We start from the raw sequence: 19,086 nt of genomic DNA on the forward strand, positions 1-19,086 counted from the left end.
AGGGTTGCACACATGGGCATTCTCACTCTCCTGCGGAACGCATTCAGCCGCTCCCGCAAGGGGCGCGCCACCGAGGCGGAGGGTGCGGACCGCCTGCCGGCACAACCCGAAACCCCTCTTCCCACGCCCCCCGCAGCCGACCCCACCGTCCCCGAACCCCGCCACTCCACCTCCGACGAGCACGACCTGGTGGCAGCGGCCTTCAACAACATCAAGGTCCCCCACCCGTCCAAGCCGACGGAGGAACAGCCGCCCCCGGAGACCACGGAGAAGGCCGAGGCCAAGCCCGAGCAGCAGGCCGCCCCGGAAGCTGAGGCACAGGCCGAGCCCGAGGCCGCGGAGCCGGCCGAGCCCCAGGCCGCAGAGCCGGCCGAGCCCACGGCTGAGGCGCAGGCCGAGCCCCAGGCCGCAGAGCCGGCCGAGCCCGAGGCCGCGGAGACGCCTGAGGCCGAGACGCCCACGGAGCCGGAGGCTGAGGCGCAGGAGGTCGTGGAGGTGGTGCCGGTGACGGTGGAGGAGACCGCCGCACCGACCGACGAGACGACCACCGCCCCGCAGGCCGCCGACGGCGAGGACACCCCACAGGGGCCACCCGCACCCGACGACGAAAGCCGCACGGGTGGTGCGGGTGGGAACCCGGAGGCCGAAGGCGAAGCAGAGGACTCCCACGCCGAAGCCGAAGCCCCGCAGGAAACCCACGCCGAAGCCGAGGACTCCCACGCCGAAGCTCCGCAGGAACCCGAGTCCAAGAAGACCCCCGCCACCACCCTCGCCAAGGTCAGGTCCCGCACCCCCTCCCTCACCGCCGCCTACAAGGCCGCCACAGCCGCCCTGAAGAAGACCGACCTCACCGGCACCCGCGCCAAGATCTACCTCGTGCTCGACCGCTCCGCGAGCATGCGGCCGTACTACAAGGACGGCTCCGCCCAGGCCCTCGCCGACCAGACCCTCGCCCTTGCCGCCCACCTGGACCCCGAGGCCACGGTCCACACCGTCTTCTTCTCCACGGAGATCGACGGCACCACCGACCTCACCCTCACCCCGGACCACGAGACGAAGATCGACGACGTGCACGCCGGCCTCGGCCGCATGGGCCGTACCAGCTACCACGCCGCCGTAGAGGCCGTACTCGCCCACTACGAGCAGTACGAGAAGGACACCACCCCCGCCACCCCCGCCCTCGTCGTCTTCCAGACCGACGGCGCCCCGGACGCGAAGACCCCCGCCACCCAGGCCCTCACCACGGCGGCGGACAACCACCCCGCCGTCTTCTTCTCCTTCGTCGCCTTCGGGGAGCACGACAACAAGGCCTTCGACTACCTCCGCAAGCTGAAGACCCCGAACACGTCCTTCTTCCACGCGGGCCCCACCCCCCGCGAGCTGACCGACGCCGAGCTCTACGAGGGCGTGCTCGCCACCTGGCGCCCGTAACGGAGGGTAACCACCCGTCGTCCCCGAGGCCGCTCCTTCCCACCCTGCAAAACGGGAAGCGGGCGGCCCACCCATGTCGGCTACGATTTCAAGGTTCGAAACCGCAGAAAAGCAGCGACCTGGGAGCAGCCACGATGGCTCGACACCTCATCACCAGCGCCCTTCCGTACATCAACGGGATCAAGCACCTGGGCAACATGGTGGGGTCCATGCTCCCGGCGGACGTGTACTCCCGGTACCTCCGCCAGCGCGGCCACGACGTCCTGTACATCTGCGCCACCGACGAGCACGGCACCCCGGCCGAGCTGGCCGCGAAGGAGCAGGGCCTACCGGTCGCCGAGTTCTGCGCGCAGGCGCACGACGCGCAGAAGGCGGTCTACGACGGCTTCCAGCTGGCCTTCGACTACTTCGGCCGCAGCTCCTCCCCGGAGAACCGCGAGATCACCCAGCACTTCGCCCGCAAGCTGCACGAGAACGGCTTCATCGAGGAGCGGGCGATCCGCCAGGTGTACTCGCCGGCCGACGGCCGCTTCCTCCCGGACCGCTACGTCGAGGGCACCTGCCCCCACTGCGGCTACGACAAGGCCCGCGGCGACCAGTGCGAGAACTGCACCCGCGTGCTGGACCCGACCGACCTGATCAACCCGCGCTCCGCCATCTCCGGCTCGACCGACCTCGAGGTCCGCGAGACCAAGCACCTCTTCCTCCTCCAGTCCAAGCTGGAGAACGAGGTCCGCGAGTGGGTCGCCCGGCACGACAGGGACTGGCCGCAGCTCGCCTCCTCCATCGCCCACAAGTGGCTGACCGAGGGCCTGCACGACCGCGCGATCACCCGCGACCTGGACTGGGGCGTCCCGGTCCCGGCCGACACCTGGCCGGAGCTGGCCGCCGAGGGCAAGGTCTTCTACGTCTGGTTCGACGCCCCGATCGAGTACATCGGCGCGACGAAGGAGTGGGCCGACCAGGACCCGGACAACCGCGACTGGCAGTCCTGGTGGTACGACGCCGACGAGACCGTGCGCTACACCGAGTTCATGGCCAAGGACAACGTCCCCTTCCACACGGTGATGTTCCCGGCCACCGAGCTGGGCGTGCGCGAGCCGTGGAAGAAGGTCGACTACGTCAAGGCCTTCAACTGGCTGACGTACTACGGCGGCAAGTTCTCCACCAGCCAGAAGCGCGGTGTCTTCACCGACCAGGCCCTGGACATCCTCCCGGCCGACTACTGGCGCTACTTCCTCATCGCCAACGCCCCCGAGTCGGACGACTCGTCCTTCACCTGGGAGCACTTCACCGCCACGGTCAACAAGGACCTCGCCGACACCCTCGGCAACTTCGTCAACCGCGTGCTGTCCTTCTCGAAGAAGCGCTTCGGCGAGGAGGTCCCGGCCGGCGGCGAGCCCGGTGAGGCGGAGGCGCGCCTCGGTACGGAGATCGCCCGCCTCCTCGGCGAGTACGAGGAGCACATGGAGGCCTTGCAGTTCCGCAAGGCCGCCGCGGCCCTGCGGGCCCTGTGGTCGGCGGGCAACTCCTACCTGGAGGAGAAGGCCCCCTGGCTGCAGATCAAGACCGACAAGGACGCCGCGGCCCTCACCCTGCGCACGGCGATGAACCTGATCCACCTGTACGCGGTGGTCTCCGAGCCGCTGATCCCGTCCACGGCGAAGGCGATGCGCGAGGCGTTCTCGCTGGCCGACGACACCGCGACCTGGGTCACCGCCGAAGAGGCCAAGGCCCTCGCCTCGGTCCCGGCCGGCACCCCCTTCACGGTCCCGCCGGTCCTGTTCGCCAAGCTGACCGACGAGGACCTGGCGACGTACAAGGAGCGCTTCGGCGGCGAGGAAGGCTGACGCCTCCGACACGGCTCCGACAGCGTGGGCGGGCCCGGGAAGAGACGCTCTTCCCGGGCCCGCCGTGCGTGTGCCGGGTTACTTCACGTGGGAGAGAGCAGCCACGGAGGAGTCCTCAGGGGTGTGCCGTACATGCCTTACGACTCCTCAGTGGCCGCCGTGGACACGGAAGTTGCCGCGCGGGAGGTTTTCTTCAGGCGACGTGTCCGAGCACGAGCGCGCCGACCACCGGTGCGGCGTAGACGAGCGGGAAGGGGATGTGGGAGTACCAGCGGGCGCGGGCCACGGTGACGGCGGCCCCGAGGAAGTAGAGCACCAGCCCGATCCCGGCCAGCACCCCGATCACCGGCACGAACAGTCCGACGACCAGTCCCACCGCCCCGGCGGCCTTGGCCAGCCCGAGCAGGGTCCACCACGACTGCGGCACCGAGTAGTCGGTGAGCGCCTTGACGATCCACTGGGCCCGCATGAGCAGCACGGCGCCGGAGAAACCGGCCATCAGCGCGGCGATCAGGGTGACGACGATGTGGGCGGTGTGCATGAGGGGCTCCCGTGGAGGTGCGATCGGAGTCGGACATCTCTCTGACACCGCGGCGCGGAAGTGTGTGACAGCACCCCGAAAGAATCTCCGAGAACCTCCGAGAACGAAGAACGTTTCTGCGCCACTCGAAAGACTGAACGCATCCGCATCACCGCCCCGACCGGCCCTCCGACGCCCATACGTTGCGCACATGGTCACATCCACCCACGAGGCCTCCCACCGGATCTTCCAGGACCGGCCGGAGATCCTCACCCCGGTCTTCGACCTCTTGGGAGTCCCGATGTCCGCCAAGGCATCGGTGGCGGTCCTCAGCGCCGACGTGACGGAGATCCAGCCGCTGGAGAGACGCGTGGACACCGTCCTGCGCGTCGAACCGTCCGACGGGGACCACTTCCTGCTCGCCGTCGAGACATAGCTGAAGCGCGACGAGCGCAAGACGACGAGCTGGCCGTACTACGTGACGTACTTGCAGGAGAAGTTCTGCCTGCCGGTCCTGCTCCTCGTCACCTGCACGGACCGGCGCACCGCGCGCTGGGCGACCGGACCGTTCACCTGCGAGGCCCGCGGCTGGACCACCCACAGCACCCAGCCCCTGGTCCTGGGCCCGGACAACGTACCGAAGATCACCGACCAGCGCACGGCCGCCAGGAACCCCGCCATGGCGGTGTTCTCGGCCATCACGCATGGCCGGGATCCGGAGGCCCCGGCCATACTGGAGGCCACGGCCGGCGCCCTGAAAGCAATGGAGAACAGCCAGGCCGCCGAGCACCTCGGCGGCCTGTTGGAGATCGGCCTGGGGGACACTCCGGCCCGTGAGACATGGAGAGAGCTGATGGGTTTCACCAACTTCTTCCCCGGCCGCGGCACCATGTTTGAGGAGGTCTACCTCGACGGTGAGGCCAAGGGCGAGGCGAAGGGCGAGGCCAGGGCCATCCTCCGCTTCCTGGAGGCGCGCGGCATCACCGTCCCCGAGGAGGCCCGTGAACGCATCGCCGGCTGCACGGACTTGGACCTCCTCAACCGCTGGCTGGACCGGACGCCCCACGTACAGTGCGTCCACGACCTCTTCGCCGAGGAGCCGGAGGACACCGACGCGGCGTCGGCCTGAGTGAACCGGGGGCGGGGCAGCCGTGTGCTCCGCCCCCGGTCTGGCAAAGTACCGGTCTCGTGAACCTCCCCGAACCCCACCGGCGTCTCCTCGCCGACGTCGTCACCGCGGGCGGCCCGTACGGGCTGGTGCTCGCCGGCGGATACGCCCTCCAGGCGCACGGACTGCTGCAACGTCCGCACGCCAACCTGGACTTCGCCACGGAGAGTCCCGAGGGCATGGACCGGATCGCCGCCGCGGTCGGCGCGGCCCTGGAGGCGCGGAGCCGGCAGGTGCGGACCGGAGCGGTCGCGGCGCTCACCGCGCAGCTGACCGTCACCGACCCGCCGACCGGTGAGAGTTGCGCCCTCGCGCTGCACAAGGAGGCCTTCTGGCAGGCGCCGGTGCTCACCGCGTACGGCCCGGCGCTGGACCTGGAGGACGCCGTCGGGACGAAGATCCGTGCGCTGTACGACCGGGGCGCGGCCGTCGACCTGATCGACGCGCGGGCCGCCGCGGGCCGTTTCTCCCTGCCCGATCTGGAGGAACTGGGCCGCAGGCACGCCCATGACCCCTTCGACCTGCCCACGCTGCAGTCCCGGCTGACGGGTACGGACTTCTATTCCGACGTGGACTTCCTCCGGTACGGGCTGACGGAGGAGCAGGTCATGGCCCTGCGCGCCTGGGCCCAGCGCTGGTCCGACGACATCGCCGAGCGCCTCCTGGAAGACGGCGCGTCCCCCGACATCGAGCCGGAGACGGACTCCGGCCCCGACGCGGGGGACTGACGAACGGCGCCGTACTACGGCCGTACTACTTCGGCTGCGGCTTCCTGATGTTCAGGTGCAGCTCGCGCAGGCGGGCCTCCTCCAGCTCGGTGGGGGCGCCCATCATCAGGTCCTGGGCGTTGCCGTTGAGCGGGAAGGCGATCGTCTCGCGGATGTTGGGCTCGTCCGCGAGGAGCATGACGATGCGGTCCACACCGGGGGCGATGCCGCCGTGCGGCGGGGCGCCGAAGCGGAACGCGCGGAGCATGCCGGCGAACTTCTCCTCGACGGTCTCGCGGTCGTAGCCCGCGATCTCGAAGGCCTTGAGCATGATCTCCGGCTCGTGGTTCCGGATGGCGCCGGAGGACAGCTCGACGCCGTTGCAGACGATGTCGTACTGCCAGCCCAGGATGTCCAGCGGGTCCTGGGTCTCCAGTGCCTCAAGACCGCCCTGCGGCATGGAGAAGGGGTTGTGCGAGAAGTCGATCGCGCCGGTCTCCTCGTCCTTCTCGTACATCGGGAAGTCGACGATCCAGCAGAAGCGGAAGACGCCCTCCTCGAAGTGGCCGGCGCGACGAGCGGCCTCCACCCGCACCGCGCCCATGACCTTCGAGACCTCGTCGAACTCGCCCGCGCCGAAGAAGACCGCGTGGCCGGGGGCCAGCGACAGGCGCTTGGTCAGCTCGGCGACGTTCTCCTCGGTGAGGAACTTCGCGATCGGGCCGGACAGCGCGCCGTCCTCGCCCACGCGGACCCAGGCCAGGCCCTTGGCGCCGAGCGACACGGCGAACTCGCCGAGCTGGTCGAAGAACTTGCGCGGCTGGTCCTGGACGGCCGGGACGGGCAGCGCGCGCACGTGCTTGCCGGCGAACGCCTTGAACTCCGAGCCCTCGAAGACATCGGTGATGTCGACCAGCTCCAGCTTGGCGCGCAGGTCCGGCTTGTCGGAGCCGTACTTCAGCATCGCCTCACGGAACGGGATCCGCGGGAAGGGGGAGGTGACGTGCCGGCCGCCGCCGAACTCCTCGAACAGCTCGGTCATGAGCTTCTCGATCGGCTGGAAGACGTCCTCCTGCTCGACGAAGCTCATCTCGACGTCGAGCTGGTAGAACTCGCCGGGCGAGCGGTCGGCACGGGCGTCCTCGTCGCGGAAGCACGGCGCGATCTGGAAGTAGCGGTCGAAGCCGGAGATCATCAGCAGCTGCTTGAACTGCTGCGGGGCCTGCGGCAGCGCGTAGAACTTGCCGGGGTGCAGGCGCGAGGGGACCACGAAGTCGCGCGCGCCCTCGGGGGAGGTGGCGGACAGGATCGGCGTCGCCATCTCGTTGAAGCCCATCGCGGCCATCTTGTGCCGGATCGCCGAGATGACCTGGGTGCGCAGCATGATGTTGCGGTGCATGCGCTCGCGGCGCAGGTCCAGGAAGCGGTACTCCAGGCGCCGCTCCTCGTTGACCCCGTCCTCGGTGTTGATCGTGAACGGCAGCGGGGCGGCGGCGCCCAGCAGCTCGACCTCGGCGACCTCGACCTCGACCTCACCGGTGGGCAGGTCGGGGTTGATGTTCTCGGTTCCACGTGAAACAACGCGGCCGTCGATGCGGACCGTGGACTCCTTGGAGATCTTGTCCAGGGCCTCGTACGCGGGCGTGCCGGGGCGGGCGACCAGCTGCGTGATGCCGTAGTGATCGCGCAGATCGATGAAGAGGATGCCGCCCAGGTCGCGCCGATTGTGCAGCCAGCCGCTCAGCCGGACGTCGGTGCCGACGTCAGAGGCGCGGAGCTGGCCGCAGGTGTGGGACCTGTACCGATGCATCGTCGTTCATCGTCCTTCGAGAAGAGTTGGCGTCTGCCGGGTTTGCCGCCCCGGCAAGAACGGGCACGGGGCCCGGACCCATCAAGGGTACCGGGCACCCCAAGCTCGGCTCCCCACCATTTGGCGTGCCTCCGCACTGGAGGATCCTCCGAGCCGTAGGGGGTCGGGATCCTCTGTTCCTACGGTGGCAGCTATCGGTCAGACCTTCCTAAAGTGGGCGAATGCGCACAGGCGAGCCCCTCCCGTCCGTCGGGGACGTCCTCGCCGCCCTCGCGACCGGGCTGTGGCACTGGGACACAGCCGCCCAACTGGTCACCGTGGACGCGGAGGCGGCGCGGCTGCTCGGGCTGCCCGCGGAGGCGACCACCCTCACGGAGGTCCAGACCCGGGCCCGGCTGCACCCCGAGGACTGGAACGAGATCACCGCGGTGGTCCCGCTGGCGGTCGACGAGGGCACGCTCGCCGAGGTGCGCATCCGGATCATGGACGAGCAGGGGAACGTCCTGCGCGTCGTCCGCAGCCGGTCCAAGCCGTCCTTCGATCCCGAGCGGCGGGCGTACGAGCTGATCGGCACCCTCCAGGAGGTCACCGAGCCGACCCCGGGCACCCGGGCCGCCCGCAGCGCGGTCACCGGTGACTGGCGGCGCTCGCGGGAGGCGTTCCTGCTGGACGCGGGCCGGGCGCTGGCGGAGGCACGGTCCACGGCCGAGGTACTGAGGGTGGCCGGCGGCCTGTCGATGCCGGGGTTCTCCCCGGACGGGCTCGTGGTGTTCGGGGCGGAGGGCGACCGGCTGACGATCACCGGCGAGCACGGCCACCAGCCCGGCGCCATGAACCCCTTCTCGAACATGCCGCTGACCACCGACTATCCGGCGGCCGAGGTCGTCCGCACCGGCCGCGCGGTGTATCTGTCCTCCCCCGCGGAGTACAAGGCCCGCTATCCGGCGACCTGGCCGCTCGCCCGGCACTTCGGCCGCCGCTCCTGGGCCTTCCTGCCGCTGACGGTGGCCGGCCGCACGATGGGCGCCTGGCTGGCGGCCTTCGCCTATCCGGTGTCGTTCACGCCCGACGAGCGCGCCGTCCTGACGACGGTGGCCCGGATGCTCGCCCAGGCGCTGTCCCGGGCCGGCGCCGAGGAGTCCGAGCGGGAGCTGACCGAGGGCCTGCAGCGCTCCATGCTGCCCTCGCTCGGCCCGGAGATCCCCGGGATGCAGGTGGCCGCCCGGTACATCCCGACCGGCGGCGGCCTCCAGGTCGGCGGCGACTGGTACGACATGATCCCGCTGCCCTCCGGCCGCTTCGCGCTGGCCATGGGGGACGTCCAGGGTCACGACGTACGCGCCGCGGGCCTCATGGGCCAGCTGCGCATAGCCCTGCGCGCCTACGCCGCCGAGGGCCACCGCCCCGACGCCGTGCTCACCCGCGCCTCCCGGTTCCTGCACGGCATCACCCATGACGACCAGATGACCGACCTCCGCTTCGCGACCTGCGTGTACGTGGAGGCCGACCCGGCGACCGGGATGCTGGAGATCGCCCGTGCCGGGCATCCGGACCCGGCGATCCGGATGGCCGACGGCACGGTGATGATGCGGCCGACGGCGGGCGGGCTGCCGCTGGGCGTCGACCCGGACCCGGACTATCCGACGACCCGGTTCACCCTGGAACCCGGCGAGACCCTGATGCTCTGCACCGACGGCCTGCTGGAGACCGGCGGACACGACCTCGACAGCGGCTGGCGCCGGCTGCGCGCGATCCTGGAGGCGCATCCGGGAGATGCCGGGGCCGGGGCCGATGCCGCGGCCGATGACGGGGTCGATGCCGGGGTCGACCTGGAGTCGCTGGCCGACGCGCTGGTCCAGGGCGTGCACGGACCGTCCTCGCACCACACCACCGGTCCCCTGGCCGACCGGCGCGAGGACGACATCGCGCTGCTGCTGCTCTGCCGGCAGCTGGCGGGCGCGGCCCGGCCCGCCATACGGCGCACCCTGCTGTCGGTGGCGCAGGACGAGCCGGACCGGATCGCCGAGGCCCGCCGGCACCTGCGCGAGCTGCTGCACGACTGGGCCTCGCCCGAGCAGGTCGACTCGGCGGTGCTGCTGGTCTCCGAGATGGTCACCAACGTCCTCGTCCACACCGACGCCGACGCGCTGCTGCTCGCCGAGGTGACCGGCGAGGCCGGCACGCGCGGACTGCGGGTGGAGGTCACCGACGCGGGCGACGACCTCCCGCACAAGCGCCGCCCCGGCGAACTGGCGTCCTCCGGCCGCGGCCTGATGCTCGTCGAACTCCTCGCGGACGCCTGGGGGGTGAACCCACGGGGCGAGGGCAAGAGCATCTGGTTCGAGCTGTACGAGTCGGGGGGCGCGACGGCCGCCGAGCCGAAGTGGGACACGCCGGGGGACGGCTCGGGCGGGATGCCGGAGGACGACTTGGGCGGCGGCTCGAGCGGCGATTCGGGCCGCATGTCGAGGCGTGACCCGGACGGCGCGTCGCAGGACGGTCCCGGCGCGGCGCGGGAGGCCGGTGCGTTCGGCTACGGCGCCCTGGACGATGGCGGCGCCTCGGAGGACGGCGCTTCGGAGGAGGGCGGCGCCTCGGAGGATCCCGCTTCGGAGGGCGTCGCGTAACGCGTTCGCAGTTCCTGTACGACCCCGAAGGCGGCCGCGGTCAGGGGGACCGCGAGCAGCATGCCGAGGATGCCCGCGACGGACGCACCGGCGGTGATGGCGACCATCACCACGGCCGGGTGCATCTGCACGGTCCGGCTCTGGATGGCCGGCTGCAGCACATGCCCCTCCAGCACCTGCACGGCGAGGACGAGCCCGAGCGCCCACAGCGCGATGACGAAGCCGCGGTCGGCGAGGGCGACCAGGACGGCCACCGCGCCGGAGATGAAGGCGCCGAGGTAGGGGATGTAGGCGCCGACGAAGACGAGCGCGCCGAGCCCGACCGCGCCGGGCACCCGCAGGATCAGCAGGCCGACGGTGATGCACACGGCGTCGATGAGAGCGATGAGGGTCGTCCCGCGCATGAACCCCTCGACCGCCTCGAAGGCGCGCCGGGCGACGGCCTCCACGGTGTCCGCCGTACCGCCGGGCGCGACGGCCCGCAGGGTGTCCATGGCCCGGTGGGAGTCGCGCAGGAAGAAGAAGACGAGCAGCAGGGCGAGCACGGCCATCGCGAGGGACTCGCCGACGATGCTGACCCCGCTGATGACGTTGGACGCGGCGGTGTCTCCGAACCTGCTCAGCAGTTTGCGGGAGTTGGCGGCGAGGTCGTCCAGGCCGGTGCCCGCGGCCCCGAAATGCTGCGAGACACCCTTGGCGGCGTCCCGCAGCGAGGCGATGATCTGGTCGCCGTTCCTGACGAGCGCGGCGACGACGATGTACACGGCACCGCCGACGACGGCCACGACGGCGACACAGGTGAGCCCGGCCGCCACCGAGGCCTGCACCCCGGCCCGCACGAGCCGCCGGTACAGCGGGCCGAGCAGCGCGGTGCCGAGCAGGGCGAGCAGCACCGGCGTGACGGCGGTACGGAACTCCTCGCACAGCCGCACCCCGACCCATCCCACCCCGGCGACGAGCAGCAGCACGGCACACCAGGCGCCGAGTCGGCGAACGGGGTCGGGCAACAGCTGCACGCGTCCAGCGGATCATGAGCGCCGACCGGTGTCCTGCCGCGCGGGCCCGGCAGAGTGAGGCGCCGGGGCGGTTCACTCCGCGTGTGCGTTCGGGATGCAGTCCGTGACGATCTGGGCAAGCCTGAGGGCATTCCCCCAAGACACACGTCTTGCCGGAGGACCCAGGAAGGAATCGTTCACCATGCGACACATTGCCGCGTTCTTCGCCGCTGCGCTCCTCACCGTTCTCGCGGCCCCGGCCGCCTCCGCGGGAGAGGGCGGAAACGGAATCTGCGACACCCACACGATCAGCTCACTGTGCTGGTGACCTCTCCGTGAAGGTGACCTCTCTGTGAAGGTCACCCCCTTGTGAACGGGGACAGGCCGTCGGACCCGAGATCCGCGGCCTGTCCCCCTTCATATGGCCTGAGGGGGCTTCCCTTGGCCTGAGGGGGCTTCCTTCACTGTCCCGTTCAGCCCCGCGGGCCGCTCTCCGCCATGCCGTGCACGGCCGGGATCGTGCCCAGGCGGCCCTTCTGGAAGTCCTCGAAGGCCTGCATCAGCTCTTCCTTGGTGTTCATGACGAACGGGCCGTAGTGCGCCATGGGCTCCCGGATGGGCTGTCCGCCGAGCAGGACGACCTCCAGGTCCGGGGTGTGGGAGTCCTGCTTCTCGTCCGCCCGGACGGTCAGCGCGGACCCGGCGCCGAACACGGCGGTCTGGCCGAGGTGGATCGGCCGGCGCTCCGCACCGACGCTGCCGCGGCCCGCGAGGACGTAGGCAAGGCCGTTGAAGTCCTCCCGCCAGGGCAGGGTGACCTCGGCGCCCGGGGCGACGGTCGCGTGGATCATCGTGATCGGGGTGTGCGTGATGCCGGGACCGGCGTGGCCGTCCAGCTCACCGGCGATGACGCGCAGAAGCGCGCCGCCGTCCGGCGACGTCAGCAGCTGGACGTTGCCGCCGCGGATGTCCTGGTAGCGCGGCGCCATCATCTTGTCCCTGGCCGGGAGGTTCACCCACAGCTGCAGGCCGTGGAAGAGGCCGCCGGACACGACGAGGGCCTCCGGCGGGGCCTCGATGTGCAGGAGGCCGGAGCCGGCCGTCATCCACTGGGTGTCGCCGTTGGTGATGGTGCCGCCACCGCCGTTGGAGTCCTGGTGGTCGAATATCCCGTCGATGATGTAGGTGACGGTCTCGAAGCCGCGGTGCGGGTGCCAGGGGGTGCCCTTGGGCTCGCCGGGCGCGTATTCCACCTCGCCCATCTGGTCCATCATGATGAACGGGTCGAGGTAGCGGTAGTTGATCCCCGCGAACGCCCGGCGCACCGGGAAGCCCTCGCCCTCGAATCCGCTCGGAGCGGTCGAGACGGCCAGCACCGGACGCGCCACGGCGTCGGCGGGAGCGGTCACTCGGGGCAGCGTCAACGGGTTCTCGACGGTCACTGCAGGCATGGGTCGGACCTCCTTGGGCGTTCACTTTAGTTGAGCATTGAACTTTCTGCCACCCCTAACGGAACGAGCCCGGAGGGAATTCCCTCCGGGCTCCGGGCGACGGGCGTCACATGTGCTGGCTAGCCGTACATCCGGCGCATCGCGAAGTCGACCATCTGCTCGACGGCCTTCGCGTCGAAGACCATCCGGTGCTCGCCCTCCATGTCCAGGACGAAGCCGTAGCCGGTCGGCAGGAGGTCGATGACCTCCGCCCCCGTGATCACGAAGTACTTGGACTCCTTGCCCGCGTACCGGCGCAGCTCCTTGAGCGAGGTGAACATCGGGATCACCGGCTGCTGGGTGTTGTGCAGGGCGAGGAAGCCGGGGGTGTCGCCGCGCGGGCAGTACACCTTCGACGTGGCGAAGATCTGCTGGAAGTCCTCGGCGGACATCTGCCCGGTGGTGAAGGCGCGCACCGCGTCGGCGAGGGACGGCGGGGACGGCTCGGGATACAGCGGCGGCTGCTGCCCGTAGCCGCCGGCCATCGGCTGCTGGGGTGCGGCGTACTGCTGCTGAGCACCGACGTTCTGGTCGTAGCCGTACATGGGCGCAAGAGTACCGAGCGGGAGCGGCACGATGGCGCCGGGGAAAATATGTAGCGGTCGTTAGCTCATGCTCCCGTCCCGCCCCACCCCTCTCCGACGGACCGGCCGACCGCGATGCACACGGCGATCGGCGCCGACCGTCCGGGCACGGGCAGCACCCCGCGCACCTCCAGCCACTCGAACCGGACGAGCCCCCCGCCCAGTTGGCGGCCATCGCGGACGCGCAGGGCGGTCGCCCCGCCGGCCGGCGACCGCCTGATCCCGCCCCCGGCTGCACCGTGCGGTGACGGCGTGGGCGCCCCGGTGCCCGACCGGTGCAGATACCGGGCGGTCACCCGGTGGAGATACCGGGCGGCCGCCCGGCTTTCGTCGGGCAGCCGGACCGGTGGGCGGTGCTGCTCACGGGCCCGTTGCCGGACAATGAAGAAGTAGACCCTTCTCACACTTGCACCGACCGGGGTTGCTTCTTATTACCGACGGGTAGCATCATGCGTAGCTACTTGTTGGTACGTGAACTAGGTGCGAGGAGTCAGTGCCTCGCCGATCCCTCAACGGAGCCGTCGCCATGGGGCACTACAAGTCGAATCTCCGCGACATCGAGTTCAACCTCTTCGAAGTACTGGGGCGCGACAAGGTGTACGGCACCGGCCCGTTCGAGGAGATGGACGTCGACACCGCCAAGAGCGTCCTGGAGGAGCTGACCCGCCTCTCCGAGAACGAGCTGGCCGAGTCCTTCGCCGACGCCGACCGCAACCCGCCGGTCTTCGACCCGGAGACCAACACCGCGCCGATACCGGCGTCCTTCAAGAAGAGCTACCAGGCCTTCATGGACTCCGAGTACTGGCGGCTCGGCCTGCCCGAGGAGATCGGCGGCACCACCTCGCCGCGCTCCCTGATCTGGGCCTACGCCGAGCTGATCCTGGGCGCCAACCCGGCCGTGTGGATGTACTCCTCGGGCCCGGCGTTCGCCGGCATCCTCTTCGAGGAGGGCAACGAGGTCCAGAAGCACATCGCCAAGATCGCGGTCGAGAAGCAGTGGGGCTCCACCATGGTCCTCACCGAGCCCGACGCGGGCTCCGACGTGGGCGCCGGACGCACCAAGGCGATCCAGCAGGAGGACGGCTCCTGGCACATCGAGGGCGTGAAGCGCTTCATCACCTCCGGTGAGCACGACATGTCCGAGAACATCCTCCACTACGTGCTCGCGCGCCCCGAGGGCGCCGGCCCGGGCACCAAGGGCCTGTCCCTCTTCCTCGTCCCGAAGTACAACTTCGACTTCGAGACCGGCGAGCTGGGCGAGCGCAACGGCGTCTACGCCACCAACGTCGAGCACAAGATGGGCCTGAAGGCCTCCAACACCTGCGAGATGACCTTCGGCGACCAGCACCCCGCCAAGGGCTGGCTCATCGGCGACAAGCACGACGGCATCCGCCAGATGTTCCGCATCATCGAGTTCGCCCGCATGATGGTCGGCACGAAGGCGATCTCCACGCTCTCCACCGGCTACCTCAACGCGCTGGAGTACGCCAAGGAGCGCGTCCAGGGCCCGGACCTGGCCAACTTCATGGACAAGACCGCGCCCAAGGTCACCATCACCCACCACCCCGACGTGCGCCGCTCGCTGATCACGCAGAAGGCGTACGCGGAGGGCATGCGCGCGCTCGTCCTCTACACCGCCTCGGTCCAGGACGCGATCCAGATCAAGGAGGCGAACGGCGAGGACGCCTCGGCGGAGAACGCGCTGAACGACCTGCTGCTGCCCATCGTCAAGGGCTACGGCTCCGAGAAGGGCTACGAGCAGCTCGCCCAGTCGCTGCAGACCTTCGGCGGCTCCGGCTTCCTGCAGGAGTACCCGATCGAGCAGTACATCCGGGACTCCAAGATCGACACCCTGTACGAGGGCACCACCGCGATCCAGGGCCAGGACTTCTTCTTCCGGAAGATCGTCCGCAACCAGGGCGCCGCGCTGAACTCCCTCGCCGAGGACATCAAGAAGTTCCTGGCGCTCGGCACCGGCGGCGAGGAGCTGGCCGGCGCCCGCGAGCACCTGGCCAAGGCGGCCGTGGAGCTCGAGGCGATCGTCGGCCTGATGCTGACCGACCTCGCCGCCACCGAGCAGGACACCAAGAACATCTACAAGGTGGGCCTGAACACCACCCGCCTGCTCATGGCCTCCGGTGACGTCGTCGTCGGCTACCTGCTGCTCAAGGGCGCCGCGATCGCCGCCGAGAAGCTCGCCACGGCCTCCGCCAAGGACCAGGCGTTCTACACCGGCAAGATCGCCGCGGCGAAGTTCTTCGCGGCGAACGTCCTGCCGGGCGTCACCCTGGCCCGCAAGGTCGCCTCCGGTGTCGAGCTGGACCTGATGGAGCTGGACGAGGCCGCCTTCTAGAAGGTCTTGCAGATTCCCTGTGCGGGCCCGCTCCCTTTCCGGGAGCGGGCCCGTGCACGTCGTTAAGGTGAAACCCATGAGCGCAGCAGCCCGCTTCGACCGCGGCCACACCGACGACCTGATGTCCTTCCTGGCGGCGAGCCCGTCGCCGTACCACGCCGTGGCGAACACCGCCGAACGGCTGGAGAAGGCGGGCTTCAGGCAGGTCGCCGAGACGGACGCCTGGGACGGTTCGAGCGGTGGCAAGTACGTGCTGCGCGGCGGCGCGATCGTCGCCTGGTACGTCCCCGAGGACGCCGAGGCGCACACGCCGTTCCACATCGTCGGCGCGCACACCGACTCCCCGAACCTCAGGATCAAGCCGCGCCCGGACAGCGGGTCGCACGGCTGGCGCCAGGTCGCCGTCGAGATCTACGGCGGCCCGCTGATGAACTCCTGGCTGGACCGCGACCTGGGCCTGGCCGGCCGGCTGAGCCTGCGCGACGGCTCCTCGGTCCTGGTCAACGTGGACCGGCCACTGCTGCGCGTGCCCCAGCTCGCCATCCATCTGGACCGCTCGGTCAGCAGCGAGGGGCTCAAGCTCGACAAGCAGCGCCATCTGCAGCCGGTCTGGGGCCTCGGCGACGAGGTGCGCGACGGCGACCTGATCGCCTTCCTGGAGCAGGAGGCGGGCATCGCGGCCGGCTCGGTCACCGGCTGGGACCTGATGACCCATCCGGTGGAGGCCCCGGCCTACCTCGGCCGGGACCGGGACCTGCTCGCCGGTCCACGCATGGACAACCTGCTGTCGGTGCACGCGGCCGCCGCCGCCCTCGCCGCCGTGGCGACCTCCGGCGCCCCGCTCACCCGCATCCCCGTGCTGGCCGCCTTCGACCACGAGGAGAACGGCTCCCAGTCCGACACCGGCGCGGACGGCCCGCTGCTCGGCAGCGTGCTGGAGCGCTCGGTCTTCGCGCGCGGCGGCTCCTACGAGGACCGGGCCCGCGCCTTCGCCGGCACGGTCTGCCTGTCCTCCGACACGGGCCACGCCGTCCACCCCAACTACGCCGAGCGGCACGACCCGACGCACCACCCCCGGGTCAACGGCGGCCCGATCCTCAAGGTCAACGTCAACAACCGCTACGCCACGGACGGTTCGGGCCGCGCGATCTTCGCCGCGGCCTGCGAGAAGGCGAACGTGCCCTTCCAGTCGTTCGTCTCCAACAACTCCATGCCGTGCGGCACGACGATCGGCCCCATCACCGCGGCCCGCCACGGTATCCGCACGGTCGACATCGGCGTGGCGATCCTCTCCATGCACAGCGTGCGCGAACTGTGCGGCGCCGACGACCCGTTCCTGCTGGCGAACGCCCTCACGGCTTTTCTCCAGGGCTAGGCCCGAGTCCGCCGGGTACCCGGCCGGTACCGGAGAGTCCGGTAACCGGAAGGGGAGGTGAGGCCTCATGGGACTCGGCGGATGCATCATCCTCATCGCCGTGGGCGCCATCCTCACGTTCGCCACCGACTGGCACATGAAGGGGGTCGACCTCACGGTCGTCGGTGTGATCCTCATGGCCGTCGGACTGATCGGCACCGCGACGTTCAGCGGCATCGCACGCCGCCGCCGGGTCGTGATGCCGCCGACGCCGGTGGTGGAGGAGGAACCACGCCACCACCACCACGTCGACGGCTACACGGACGGCTACGGCGTCTGAGAACCGCCCTCCTGCTCGTCCATCCCCGCGAGGACGAGCGGCAGGCGGTCCGTCGCACCCTCGGTGAGGCGGACCGGGACGCCCCAGTCCTGCTGATGGACGTGACAGGCGGGGTATGCGTTCTCGGGGTCGTCGTCACAGCTCGCCGCCATCGCAGAGACGTGCAGGACGCCCTGGGTGACGGCCGGGTTCAGTTCCAGCTCGCGGCTCAGGTCCGTGTCCGCTCCCTCGCCCTTGAGCAGCAGCTCGGGCGGGGTGGAGGAAACCAGCAGCCGGGTCGAGGGGCCGTATCTGGTGTCCAGCTTCTGGCCCGCGGGGGCCTGGAAGATCACGTCCAGACGCAGGCGGCCGGGAGCGACCTCCGTGGCCGCGCGCCGGGTGCGGTGGGCCACGGACTCCACCCGCACCGCCTCCTCGGGCAGCCGCAGCCGGGTCAGCCGGTGCCGGGCCGACTCCACGACCACGATGTCCTCGCCGACGAGCACGGCGTCGCTGGGCTCGCGCAGATCGGTGGCCAGCGTGGTGACCTCGCCGGTCGCCGGGTCGTAGCGGCGCAGGGCGTGGTTGTAGGTGTCGGCGACCGCGACCGAGCCGTCCGGCAGGGCGGTGACCCCCAGCGGGTGCTGGAACAGTGCCTGGCCGGCTGCGCCGTCCCGGTGGCCGAAGTCGAACAGGCCGGTGCCGACGGCGGTGTGGACGTGCCCGTCCAGGTCCACCCAGCGCAGGGCGCTCGTCTCGGAGTCGGCGAGCCACAGCCGCTCGGCGGTCGCGGCGAGACCGGAGGGCTGGGCGAACCATGCCTCCGCGCCGGGGCCGTCGACCAGGCCCTCGTTGGTGGTGCCCGCCGCCACGGCGACCGTGCCCGCCGCGGGGTCGTACGTCCACAGCTGGTGGACGCCCGCCATGGCGATCCACACCCTGCCGCCGAAGACCGCCACGTCCCAGGGGGAGGACAGATCCACCTCGCGAGCCGCACCGGAGGTCGCCGAACCCTGCCACCACTGCTTCCCGGTGCCGGCCAGGGTGGTCACCTCGCCGGAGACCGGATCCAGGCGGCGCAGGGCGTGGTTGACGGTGTCGGCGACGACCACCGAGCCGTCCTCCAGCAGGGCCAGACCCTGGGGCTCGTTGAAGCAGGCCCGCTCGGGGCCGCCGTCGGAGAATCCGCGCGTGCCGGAGCCGATGCGCCGTACGACGGTCTCGGCGTCCTCGGCGAGCTCCACCAGCTGGTGCCGGGTGGTGTCGCTGACCAGGAGGTTCCCCGACGGCAGCAGCAGCGCCTTCCCCGGGAAGCGCAGGGTCGTCGGCTCGGGCTCCGGCGGCACGTACGGACCGTCGCCGCGCCGCAGGGTGCCCTTCGCCGCGTGCTCGGCCTCCAGCTCCTCGACCAGCCGCTCGATCGCGTGCGCGTGCCCCTCGCCCGCGTGCTGGGCGACGACATAGCCCTCCGGGTCGATCACGACGAGGGTCGGCCACGCCCGCACCGCGTACTGCTTCCAGGTCGCGAGCTCGGGATCGTCCAGCACCGGATGCTCGACCCCATATCGCTCCACGGCGTCCACGACGGCCTGATGCCCGGCCTCGTGCACGAACTTCGGGGAGTGCACGCCGATGACCACCACCGTGTCCCGGTGCTTCTCCTCCAACGCGCGCAGTTCGTCCAGGACATGCAGACAGTTGATGCAGCAGAAAGTCCAGAAATCCAGGACGACGATGCGTCCGCGCAGGTCGGCGAGGGTGTACTGCTTCTCGCCCGTGTTCAGCCAGCCGCCCTTGCCGATCAGCTCGGGGGCGCGGACGCGGGCGCGTCGGGGTGCGGAGTCGGTCATGGGTCCAAGAGTGCCACCCGACTCCGAC

17 protein-coding genes are annotated in these 19,086 nt (G+C 70.5%); 10 read left to right on the forward strand and 7 right to left on the reverse strand.

The window, feature by feature from the left end:
• Positions 1–12: 12 nt before the first annotated feature.
• Together ACFYZB_RS25055 and metG are read left to right on the forward strand one after the other, a co-directional pair.
• Positions 13–1,431, forward strand: a complete 1,419-nt coding sequence (locus ACFYZB_RS25055; protein ID WP_388762522.1) for a VWA domain-containing protein — start codon at positions 13–15, stop codon at positions 1,429–1,431.
• Between the two features lie 134 nt (positions 1,432–1,565).
• Entirely contained in the window at positions 1,566–3,281 is a 1,716-nt protein-coding gene (gene metG / locus ACFYZB_RS25060; protein WP_388762524.1) for a methionine--tRNA ligase, read from the forward strand.
• Between the two features lie 193 nt (positions 3,282–3,474).
• On the opposite strand, the gene ACFYZB_RS25065 is transcribed toward metG, so the two are convergent.
• On the reverse strand, positions 3,475–3,822 hold the full coding sequence (locus tag ACFYZB_RS25065) for a DoxX family protein (RefSeq protein WP_388762527.1): 348 nt from the start codon (positions 3,820–3,822) through the stop codon (positions 3,475–3,477).
• A gap of 190 nt (positions 3,823–4,012) precedes the next feature.
• On the opposite strand from ACFYZB_RS25065, the gene ACFYZB_RS25070 reads away from it, so the two are divergent.
• Genes ACFYZB_RS25070 through ACFYZB_RS25080 form a run of 3 tightly spaced genes read left to right on the forward strand, consistent with a single transcriptional unit; the run spans position 4,013 to position 5,697 of the window.
• Complete coding sequence (locus ACFYZB_RS25070; RefSeq protein WP_388762529.1) at positions 4,013–4,237, forward strand: hypothetical protein; 225 nt, start codon at positions 4,013–4,015, stop codon at positions 4,235–4,237.
• Positions 4,238–4,279: 42 nt separating this feature from the next.
• The gene (locus ACFYZB_RS25075) at positions 4,280–4,930 is read left to right on the forward strand and encodes a hypothetical protein (protein ID WP_388762532.1); all 651 of its coding nucleotides are present in this window, start codon (positions 4,280–4,282) and stop codon (positions 4,928–4,930) included.
• A 59-nt stretch (positions 4,931–4,989) separates the two neighbouring features.
• Entirely contained in the window at positions 4,990–5,697 is a 708-nt protein-coding gene (locus ACFYZB_RS25080; RefSeq protein ID WP_388762534.1) for a hypothetical protein, read from the forward strand.
• Positions 5,698–5,722: 25 nt separating this feature from the next.
• Here the strand turns inward: ACFYZB_RS25080 and aspS are convergent, their stop codons facing one another.
• Entirely contained in the window at positions 5,723–7,486 is a 1,764-nt protein-coding gene (aspS, locus tag ACFYZB_RS25085; protein ID WP_388762536.1) for an aspartate--tRNA ligase, read from the reverse strand.
• Between the two features lie 221 nt (positions 7,487–7,707).
• Between aspS and ACFYZB_RS25090 the strand changes: the two genes are divergently transcribed.
• A complete protein-coding gene (locus ACFYZB_RS25090; RefSeq protein ID WP_388762539.1) occupies positions 7,708–10,113 on the forward strand; it encodes a SpoIIE family protein phosphatase in 2,406 nt (801 codons plus the stop codon).
• On the opposite strand, the gene ACFYZB_RS25095 is transcribed toward ACFYZB_RS25090, so the two are convergent.
• Positions 10,020–11,129 carry an AI-2E family transporter gene (locus ACFYZB_RS25095; RefSeq protein ID WP_388762541.1) on the reverse strand — a complete coding sequence of 370 codons (1,110 nt, stop codon included), beginning with the start codon at positions 11,127–11,129 and terminating at the stop codon, positions 10,020–10,022. The genes ACFYZB_RS25090 and ACFYZB_RS25095 overlap by 94 nt on opposite strands.
• A gap of 181 nt (positions 11,130–11,310) precedes the next feature.
• Between ACFYZB_RS25095 and ACFYZB_RS25100 the strand changes: the two genes are divergently transcribed.
• Positions 11,311–11,436 carry a hypothetical protein gene (locus ACFYZB_RS25100; RefSeq protein WP_351213129.1) on the forward strand — a complete coding sequence of 42 codons (126 nt, stop codon included), beginning with the start codon at positions 11,311–11,313 and terminating at the stop codon, positions 11,434–11,436.
• A 145-nt stretch (positions 11,437–11,581) separates the two neighbouring features.
• On the opposite strand, the gene ACFYZB_RS25105 is transcribed toward ACFYZB_RS25100, so the two are convergent.
• From ACFYZB_RS25105 to ACFYZB_RS25115, 3 genes are all read right to left on the reverse strand, one after another.
• A complete protein-coding gene (locus tag ACFYZB_RS25105; protein WP_351213131.1) occupies positions 11,582–12,559 on the reverse strand; it encodes a pirin family protein in 978 nt (325 codons plus the stop codon).
• Between the two features lie 119 nt (positions 12,560–12,678).
• Positions 12,679–13,143, reverse strand: coding sequence for an SseB family protein (locus ACFYZB_RS25110; RefSeq protein WP_031172737.1), 465 nt, complete (start codon positions 13,141–13,143; stop codon positions 12,679–12,681).
• A 65-nt stretch (positions 13,144–13,208) separates the two neighbouring features.
• The gene (locus ACFYZB_RS25115) at positions 13,209–13,586 is read right to left on the reverse strand and encodes a hypothetical protein (protein ID WP_388762545.1); all 378 of its coding nucleotides are present in this window, start codon (positions 13,584–13,586) and stop codon (positions 13,209–13,211) included.
• A 122-nt stretch (positions 13,587–13,708) separates the two neighbouring features.
• On the opposite strand from ACFYZB_RS25115, the gene ACFYZB_RS25120 reads away from it, so the two are divergent.
• The 3 genes from ACFYZB_RS25120 (at position 13,709) to ACFYZB_RS25130 (ending at position 17,229) form a co-directional block, all read left to right on the forward strand.
• Positions 13,709–15,535: an acyl-CoA dehydrogenase gene (locus tag ACFYZB_RS25120; RefSeq protein ID WP_351213135.1), complete on the forward strand. Its 1,827-nt coding sequence runs from the start codon at positions 13,709–13,711 to the stop codon at positions 15,533–15,535.
• 76 nt (positions 15,536–15,611) lie between these two features.
• Positions 15,612–16,910, forward strand: coding sequence for a M18 family aminopeptidase (locus ACFYZB_RS25125; protein WP_388762548.1), 1,299 nt, complete (start codon positions 15,612–15,614; stop codon positions 16,908–16,910).
• Between the two features lie 67 nt (positions 16,911–16,977).
• Positions 16,978–17,229: a DUF6458 family protein gene (locus ACFYZB_RS25130; protein ID WP_388762550.1), complete on the forward strand. Its 252-nt coding sequence runs from the start codon at positions 16,978–16,980 to the stop codon at positions 17,227–17,229.
• Here the strand turns inward: ACFYZB_RS25130 and ACFYZB_RS25135 are convergent.
• On the reverse strand, positions 17,217–19,058 hold the full coding sequence (locus ACFYZB_RS25135; RefSeq protein WP_388762553.1) for a thioredoxin-like domain-containing protein: 1,842 nt from the start codon (positions 19,056–19,058) through the stop codon (positions 17,217–17,219). The two genes, ACFYZB_RS25130 and ACFYZB_RS25135, sit on opposite strands and share 13 nt — an antisense overlap.
• Positions 19,059–19,086 lie beyond the last annotated feature (28 nt).

Origin of the sequence: Streptomyces sp. NPDC001852, from assembly GCF_042891825.1 — a bacterium.
Classification (GTDB): domain Bacteria; phylum Actinomycetota; class Actinomycetes; order Streptomycetales; family Streptomycetaceae; genus Streptomyces.